The sequence below is a fragment of the Salegentibacter flavus genome (genome assembly GCF_900115145.1).
GTDB classification, from domain to species: domain Bacteria; phylum Bacteroidota; class Bacteroidia; order Flavobacteriales; family Flavobacteriaceae; genus Salegentibacter; species Salegentibacter flavus.
In genome coordinates this window covers 57,917-66,079 of record NZ_FOVL01000019.1, presented here as the reverse complement: position 1 = coordinate 66,079, position 8,163 = coordinate 57,917, and the positions used below count along the sequence as shown (strand labels likewise).

The 8,163-nt window shown below is 41.7% G+C and carries 6 protein-coding genes; 2 read left to right on the top strand and 4 right to left on the bottom strand.

Annotated features, from left to right (window positions below; genetic code table 11):
* On the top strand, positions 1-220 hold a 220-nt coding region (locus tag BM266_RS13685), incomplete at its 5' end, for a transposase (protein WP_139220649.1).
* Between the two features lie 145 nt (positions 221-365).
* On the opposite strand, the gene guaB is transcribed toward BM266_RS13685, so the two are convergent.
* From guaB to BM266_RS13665, 4 genes are all read right to left on the bottom strand, one after another.
* A complete protein-coding gene (gene guaB, locus BM266_RS13680) occupies positions 366-1,838 on the bottom strand; it encodes an IMP dehydrogenase (RefSeq protein ID WP_093410690.1) in 1,473 nt (490 codons plus the stop codon).
* A gap of 95 nt (positions 1,839-1,933) precedes the next feature.
* On the bottom strand, positions 1,934-2,920 hold the full coding sequence (locus tag BM266_RS13675) for an ABC transporter ATP-binding protein (protein WP_093410689.1): 987 nt from the start codon (positions 2,918-2,920) through the stop codon (positions 1,934-1,936).
* Positions 2,921-2,922: 2 nt separating this feature from the next.
* The gene (locus tag BM266_RS13670) at positions 2,923-4,584 is read right to left on the bottom strand and encodes an ABC transporter permease (protein ID WP_093410687.1); all 1,662 of its coding nucleotides are present in this window, start codon (positions 4,582-4,584) and stop codon (positions 2,923-2,925) included.
* A complete protein-coding gene (locus BM266_RS13665; RefSeq protein ID WP_093410685.1) occupies positions 4,565-5,605 on the bottom strand; it encodes a Fe(3+) ABC transporter substrate-binding protein in 1,041 nt (346 codons plus the stop codon). The genes BM266_RS13670 and BM266_RS13665 overlap by 20 nt, the downstream gene beginning before the upstream one ends.
* A 255-nt stretch (positions 5,606-5,860) precedes the next feature.
* Here BM266_RS13665 and BM266_RS13660 point away from each other — a divergent pair, with 255 nt between their 5' ends.
* Positions 5,861-8,092, top strand: coding sequence for a TonB-dependent receptor family protein (locus BM266_RS13660; RefSeq protein WP_093410683.1), 2,232 nt, complete (start codon positions 5,861-5,863; stop codon positions 8,090-8,092).
* Positions 8,093-8,163 lie beyond the last annotated feature (71 nt).

Sequence of the window (8,163 nt, the reverse complement as noted above, 5' to 3'; positions counted from 1 at the left end):
CAACCTTATCAGGTTAAAGAAAAAAGCAAAGCGCCTACTACTCAGCGAAAAAGGAATTACCCATCGTAAGCGAAGGTGCTGGGATGTAGAGGCCGTTTTTGGGAATATTAAGCAAAATATGGGCTTCAAAAGGTTTATGCTTCGGGGAATGGATAAAATAACTACCGAAATGGGGCTTATAGCAATGGCCCATAACCTAAAGAAGTTTAGTATAGCCTAAGAGAAAAGATACTACTTCTATTTTTCATTCTTAAAAAAATAGGAAAAACTGACCAGAGCCTACAGATCAAATAACACAAAAGAAAAAAACCGCCCAAAAATTACTTTTTAGACGGCCTCTTTTGTTTTGAATATTATTGTTAAATCTACCTGCTATAGTTAGGAGATTCTTTAGTAATGGTCACATTATGAGGATGACTTTCGTGAATTCCTGAAGAAGTGATCTTTACAAACTTACCTTTTTCCTTGAGACTCTCGATATCTTTAGCGCCGCAATAGCCCATTCCGGCACGCAAGCCTCCAACGAATTGGTGAATGCTCTCTTCAAGGTCTCCCTTATAAGGTACTCTTCCTACAATCCCTTCTGGCACAAGTTTTTTAATATCATCTTCCACATCCTGGAAATACCTGTCTTTAGAGCCTTTGTTCATGGCCTCTACAGAGCCCATTCCGCGGTAAGATTTAAATTTTCTACCTTCAAAGATTATGGTCTCACCCGGAGATTCCTTTGTGCCCGCAAGCAATGAGCCAAGCATCACGCAATCGGCTCCGGCCGCAAGGGCTTTTGGGATATCACCGGTATAACGTATTCCCCCATCAGCAATAACAGGGACACCAGACCCCTTAAGGGCTGAGGACACCTCCAGTACGGCTGAGAATTGCGGAAAACCAACTCCTGCAACCACCCGGGTAGTACAAATAGAACCAGGCCCGATTCCAACTTTAACAGCATCGGCACCGGCATCGGCAAGATATTTAGCTGCTTCAGCAGTTGCTATATTTCCTACTATAACCTCCAGTTCAGGGAAATTTTTCTTCACTTCTTTTAAAACATGTACCACCCCCTTAGTGTGACCGTGAGCAGTATCTATCACCACCGCGTCAACCCCCGCTTTAACCAGTGCTCCGGCTCTTTCCACGGCATCACCGGTAACGCCAATAGCAGCTGCTACACGAAGTCTTCCATAGGAATCCTTATTGGCTGTTGGTTTCTGAGAAAGTTTAGTGATATCTCTAAAGGTGATTAATCCTACCAATTTCTTTTCAGAATTCACTACCGGCAATTTCTCGATTTTGAATTCCTGAAGGATATCTTCAGCTTCATCAAGGGAAGTCCCCTCTGCTACCGTCACAAGATTTTCTGAAGTCATCACTTCTGAAATCGGACGATTGTTATTTTTTTCAAATCTTAAATCCCTGTTGGTAACTATCCCCAGCAGTTTGCCCTCATCGTCTACAATTGGAATTCCTCCAATACTATGTTCTTTCATACTCGCCTTGGCATCGCTGACGTTGGCCGAAATAGAAAGGGTCACAGGGTCTATTATCATGCCGCTTTCGGCACGTTTTACTTTACGTACTTTTAGCGCCTGGGCTTCAATGCTCATGTTTTTGTGCAACACACCAATACCTCCCTCACGGGCAATAGCGATTGCCATACGGGATTCGGTTACAGTGTCCATAGCTGCAGAAACTATAGGAACATTTATGCGGATATTTTTTGTGAATTTTGAGCTTATATCAACTTCCCTGGGAAGGACATCTGAAAAGGCAGGTACTAAAAGAACATCGTCGTAAGTAAGGGCTTCTCCTAAAATTTTGGATTCGTGTGCGGTCATAGCAATTAAAGATTTAATTGCGTGCAAATATACATTTTTTATCGCAAAAAATACTTAAAACAGAATAAGTTACAAAAGCTTTCCTTTAGAAAGCCTTACCCGGCAAATTCCAGGAGATCGGTAGAGTTAAATCCTATTTTAATACGATCGGCTACTTCGCGCTCTTTGGTAACTACTGAAATTTTCTGACCGTTATCAAGCTTGAGTAATAATTGCGTTCCTGTCCCCAAAAAAGTCTTTTTCAATACCCTGGCGTGAGTAACATACTCGCATTCTTCATTTATGCTCAAATTCTCGTTGCGGATGGCGTGATCGCATTTTGGGTTTAGGGGACAGTCAAAGGCGGTTTGCATTTCTTTATTTAGCTGAATGGTATTTCCGAACAAAGAGGCTACATAAATGGAAGAAGGTTTGGTATATAAATTAGCCGCCTGATCTTTCTGAATTATTTTCCCATTCTGAAGAATAAGGATCTCATCGGCTACAGAGAGTGCATCCTGAGTATCGTGGGTTACAAAAATAGCGGTGACTCCGGTCTTTTTAATGATCTCAAAGACCTGGCTTCTCAGTTGCATCCTTAACATCGCATCGAGGTTGCTAAAGGGTTCATCCAGAATAAGCAAAGATGGATTGGGAGCTAAGGCCCGGGCCAGGGCGACCCTTTGTTGCTGCCCTCCCGAAAGTTGATGCGGATAACGATGTTCCATCCCGCTTAAACCAACAAGTTCGAGCATTTCCTTTGCACGCTCCTTTTTGTTTTTCAGCTTTGAGATTCCATACATCACATTTTTCAGCAAATCAAAATGCGGAAAAAGTGCATACTCCTGGAAAACCAGCCCAATATTTCTTTTCTCGGGAGGCACCAGTTTCTTTATCGAAGAAACCTCTTTGCCTTCCAGCTTTATCACACCTCCATCAGGCCTTTCCAAACCGGCGATAAGGCGCACCAGGGTTGTTTTTCCACTTCCGCTCTCTCCTACTATCGCACAAACATCACCTTGCTCCAGTTTAAAGGAGACATCTTTTAGGGCAAAACTCTTGCCTTTATCAAAGCTTTTGGAAAGGGAGTCAACAATAAGCATCTTCAATCTTTTATAAGTAACCTGTTGAGAAATATTACCGGAATTGCTGCCGTGAATATAATAAATAATGAAGGAATGGCAGCTTCCATAACCATTTCGTCGCTGGCATACTCAAAGGCTTTCACGGCCAGGGTGTTTATATGAAATGGTTTGAGAATAAGCGTTAGTGGCAACTCCTTCATAACATCGATAAAAACAAGGATTATAGCGCTGAGTATCCCGGTTTTTATAAGCGGAAATTCTACCCTGAAAAAGGTTCTGAAATTTCCAACACCTAACATTCTGGAAGAATCAGGTATGCTGCTACTCACTTTTAATCCGGTAGATTCAATAGGATTATAGGCAACAGCCAAAAACCTGACGGCATAGGCATAGACCAGTGCTACCAGGCTTCCGTTAATGAGCAAACCTGTGCTTATTCCGAAGTAATCATTCATTATTCCAATAATCCATTTATCTAAAGCCAGGGTTGGAATCATAATCCCAATGGCCACCACCGCCCCGGGAATCGCATAACCCAAAATCCCGAGTTTAGATACACTTTTCACAGTATTGATACTGCTCCATTTCGCGAAATAGATCAGTAATGTAGCCAATATTACAGTCACCACGGAAGTAACAAAGGCGATCCAGAAACTTTGCAGGGACAACATCAGGAAATCCAGATCAAAAACATTTCCTGCAGTAAGCACCGCCCAATAAATGAGCTGTGCTAATGGAACAAAAAACCCAAAGCTCACAGGAATTAAAACAATTAGGAATATAAGCCACTGCGCCGGCTTCTTGAATTCTTTCCGATGGGAAAATTTTGATGCTATTTGAGAAGCCACCTGCAGATTTTTTCTTTGCCATTTTTCAAATAAAATAAGCACGAAAACAATCGCTATCAATAAAGCTGAAAGATAAATCGCCGTTTCAGGTTCTTCTAAGGCAAACCAGGCCCTGAAAATTCCGGTAGTAAAGGTATTTACTCCAAAATACTGAGCTGCCCCATAATCGTTAAGCACTTCCATGAGCACCAGAATGAGTCCGGCGATAATTGCCGGACGGGCCAAGGGTAATATCAACTTAAAAAATGACCTGAATTCTCCGATTCCCAACATGGTAGAAGCCTCAAGCAAGTTTCCGGCCTGGTTCAGGAAAAATGCCCTGGAACTCACATAAACATAAGGAAATAACGAAATACTCAAAACGAAAGCGAGTCCGTATTTATTCATCATATCAATACGGATGAATTCCATATTGAAAAACCTTAGGAATAGCTCAAAACTTCCCCCGTAATCAAAGATTCCTGCATAGGCATAGGCAACGATATAAGAAGGGATGGCCAAGGGAAGTATTAAAAGCCATTCCATTTGTTTCCTAAATGGAAATTCGAACCGGGACACCAGCCAGGCACTGCTCACTCCAAATAAAAGCACCAGCACACTACAGAAAAACACCAGGAAAAAAGAATTCCCTATATAGTCTACCAGAAGATTATCAACAAGATGCCCCCAGGTCTCCCCCGGACCTGCAAAAAGCTTAACCCCGATCGAAATAATGGGTAGGGCTATAAAAGCAACAATGGCCAGCGTAAAAACCGACCATCTATTGGTATCCCTTTTAAGACGATTTAGCCTTGACTTTAAAGAAAATATGTTACTACTTCCAGCCTGCTTCATCGAATAGCATTACTGCCTTTTTGTTATTTTGCCCAAGTTGAGAAAGATTTAAGGTATCTTCTTTGAATTCTCCCCATTCCTGTAAAAGTGGCGCAGGCTCCACGGCGTCATTCACCGGGTATTCATAATTGGAGTGCGCAAAGATCTTCTGAGCTTCCTCAGAGACCAAAAATTCAATAAATTTTATAGCATTTGCTTTATTAGGAGCGTATTTTGCTACCCCGGCACCACTCACATTAATATGAGTACCACGCCCCTCTTGGTTAGGGAAGAACAATCCAACCTTTTCTCCAGCCTTAACTTCTTCCGGATCATCAGAATTAAGCATTTTCCCAATGTAATAGGTATTTACAATAGCCAAATCTCCTTCTCCGGCAACCACGGCTTTCACCTGGTCGCGGTCATTTCCTTTTGGTGAACGAGCCATATTCTTCACCACAGCTTCTGCCCATTTTTTAGCTTCTTCTTCTCCGTTATTAACGATCATAGAAGCCATTAAGCTCTGGTTATAGATATTTCCTGAACTACGGATAAGCAACTTCCCTTTCCATTTTTCTGAAGCCAGATCTTCGTATGTAGAAAGCTCTTCCGGATTTACACGGTCTTTAGCATAAGCTATCACCCGGGCGCGTTTGGTAAGGGAAAACCAATGATTTTCCGCATCTTTTAAGTGGGAAGCTATAGTGTTTTCCAACACTTCAGATTCTATGGGTTGCAGTAAATCTCTTGATTTTGCCCGCTCCAATCTTCCGGCATCAACGGTAATTAAAACATCGGCAGGAGACTGCTTCCCTTCCATACTCATTTTTTGGATAAGTTCATCGGCACTGGCATTAATCACATTTACCCTTATACCGGTTTCTTCTTCAAATTGTTTGAATAATTGCCGATCTGATTCGTAATGACGGTGGGTATAAACGTTTACCTCCTTAGAATCTGTTTCATCTGTTTGTTTTTCTTCTGAATTTTTACAGGAGAACATTAAAATAAGGCCAGTGAGCCCCAGAAGTATCTTCTTCATTTTTAAACTGATTTATTTCGGTCCAAATATAGCTATTTAGAATGGGTTTAAATAAACTCAAGCAGATTATTTTTGCCTCAACGGCCTGTAAACATTCCAATAATCGGTCAGAAATAAAAATTTAAAATTTTATTTCGCTAAAAAACTGATTCTGAAATCCTTCTGTTTCTCTATTTAAATTAAGTCTAAATAAAGTTGCGAAAATGATTTCCGGCTATTACTTTTGCGGCACTATTTAAACTTAATCTAAATAAAATGAAGAAGCTTTCTCTATTTTTTCTTAGCCTCCTCTTAACAGGTTCGCTTCAAGCACAGGAAAAGAACGACAGCCTTCAGGATCCTTCTAAATCTGTTGAGGATCTTAAGGAAGTAATAATTTCGGCAAAAGTATTGTTTGGAAGTAAATTTGAAGCCCGTAACCGCACAGGATCGGCTTATTTCTTGTCCCCACAGGACCTTAAAAAATTCAATTACACCGATATCAACCGGGTATTAAGGCAGGTGCCCGGGGTAAACATCTATGAAGAAGATGGTTTTGGACTACGTCCCAACATTAGTTTACGTGGAACTTCTCCCGAGAGAAGCTCCAAAATCACTTTGATGGAAGACGGAGTACTTATCGCTCCCGCACCCTATAGCGCCCCGGCAGCCTATTACTTTCCTTCAGTGGGAAGAATGCAGGCCGTAGAAGTACTTAAAGGTAGTAGCCAGGTACAATTCGGGCCTTTTACAACAGGAGGAGCTATTAACTTTATCTCTTCCCAGATCCCTCAGGAATTCTCCGGTTCAGTAGACGCTAATTATGGAAGTTTTAATACTTCAAACCTGCACGCCAAAGTTGGTAACTCCCATAAAAACATTGGTTACCTTGTAGAATATCAAAACAACAGATCTGATGGCTTCAAAAACCTGGATAGCGGTGGAGATACCGGTTTTAATAAAGATGATCTTGTTGCGAAATTCCGGGTAAATACAAATCCTGAAGCTGCTACCCAACAGGCTCTGGATTTTAAATTTCAGTATTCTGATGAAGTTTCAGATGAAACCTATTTAGGGCTCACCGCTTCAGACTTTGAAAAAGATCCCTTCAGAAGATATGCGGCTTCTCAAAAAGACCAGATGAACGCTGAACATATGCAATTTATGGCAACTCACACCCTGGATTTCCACAATTCTTTCAGGATCACTACAACCGGTTATCGCAACGAATTCAGCAGAAACTGGTATAAACTCAATGATGTTACCGCAAATGGCGAGAAACAGGGAATAGCTTCCATTTTGGATAATCCCGGAGCTTATCCCGATATTTTCAATATCATTACAGGAGGTGCTTCAGAAGCCGATGCTCTTGCTGTTAAAAATAACAACCGGGAATATACCTCTCAGGGAGTTCAGACTAAATTTGACTATCACTGGGCAGGGGAAAATACCTTCCACGATATTGAGATTGGCTTGAAATATCACGTAGATGAAGAAGATCGTTTTCAATGGGTAGACCGCTACCAGATGAACGAAGGGCAAATGGATCTTACTACCGAAGGTACGCCAGGAACAGATGCCAACCGTATTAGCGATGCAAAAGCATTTGCCGCCCACATAATGTATAAACTGAAGTTCAATAAATGGACCTTTACCCCCGGTATTCGTTACGAGAATATCACTCTGGGCCGCATCGATTACGGGAAAGAGGATATCAACCGTACAGGAAGTGATTTAAGCACCCGCGAAAACAAGGTGGATGTTTTTATTCCCGGGATAGGCTTCAACTACAAGATCAATGCAGATGCGGCGATCTTCGGTGGGGTACACAAAGGCTTTTCTCCTCCCGGAAGCTCGGTTGGCCAGGATCCGGAAGAAAGCGTCAATCTGGAACTTGGTTCCAGATTTAATTTCGCCGGATTACAGGGAGAAGCTGTTGTCTTTTATAATGATTACAGTAATTTACTGGGTAGTGACCTGGCCGCGTCAGGCGGAACCGGTTCTCTGGACCAGTTTAATGCCGGGGAAGTCCTGGTCCACGGGCTTGAACTTCTATTGAATTACGATTTGCTGAAAACAAATGCTGAATTTAAACTTCCTGTAAGTTTAGGTTATACCTATACCAATACCGAATTTCAGTCAGAATTTGAAAGCGCCGCTGATATTTGGGGTAAAGTCACTGAAGGCGATGAGATGCCATATATTCCAAACCACCAATTCAACGCTTCTCTTGGTCTGGAATACGAGAAATTTGAAACTTATTTAAGTGGTAGGTATATGGGTGAATTCAGAACCCTGGCAGGTACGGGAAGTATTCCTGAGAATGAAAAAATAGATGCCAATTTTGTTCTGGATTTTGCCGCAAAATACCATCTGAACAAGCACCTGAGCTTAACCGGGAATATGATTAATGTTTTGGATAATGAATATGCAGTTGCAAGAGTTCCTGCAGGACTTAGACCAGGACATCCTTTTGGGGTGTACGCCGGAATAAGTGCAAGCTTCTAAAGAACAAAAAGCTCTTAATAAATAAAACCGGGAGTTTTAAAACTTCCGGTTTTTTATGCTCACAACTGAAT

Bases quoted from the DNA above. Each gene is read 5' to 3' on its own strand.
- guaB (WP_093410690.1), bottom strand. From the start codon at position 1,838: ATGACCGCACACGAATCCAAAATTTTAGGAGAAGCCCTTACTTACGAC.
- BM266_RS13675 (WP_093410689.1), bottom strand. From the start codon at position 2,920: ATGCTTATTGTTGACTCCCTTTCCAAAAGCTTTGATAAAGGCAAGAGT.
- BM266_RS13670 (WP_093410687.1), bottom strand. From the start codon at position 4,584: ATGAAGCAGGCTGGAAGTAGTAACATATTTTCTTTAAAGTCAAGGCTA.
- BM266_RS13665 (WP_093410685.1), bottom strand. From the start codon at position 5,605: ATGAAGAAGATACTTCTGGGGCTCACTGGCCTTATTTTAATGTTCTCC.
- BM266_RS13660 (WP_093410683.1), top strand. From the start codon at position 5,861: ATGAAGAAGCTTTCTCTATTTTTTCTTAGCCTCCTCTTAACAGGTTCG.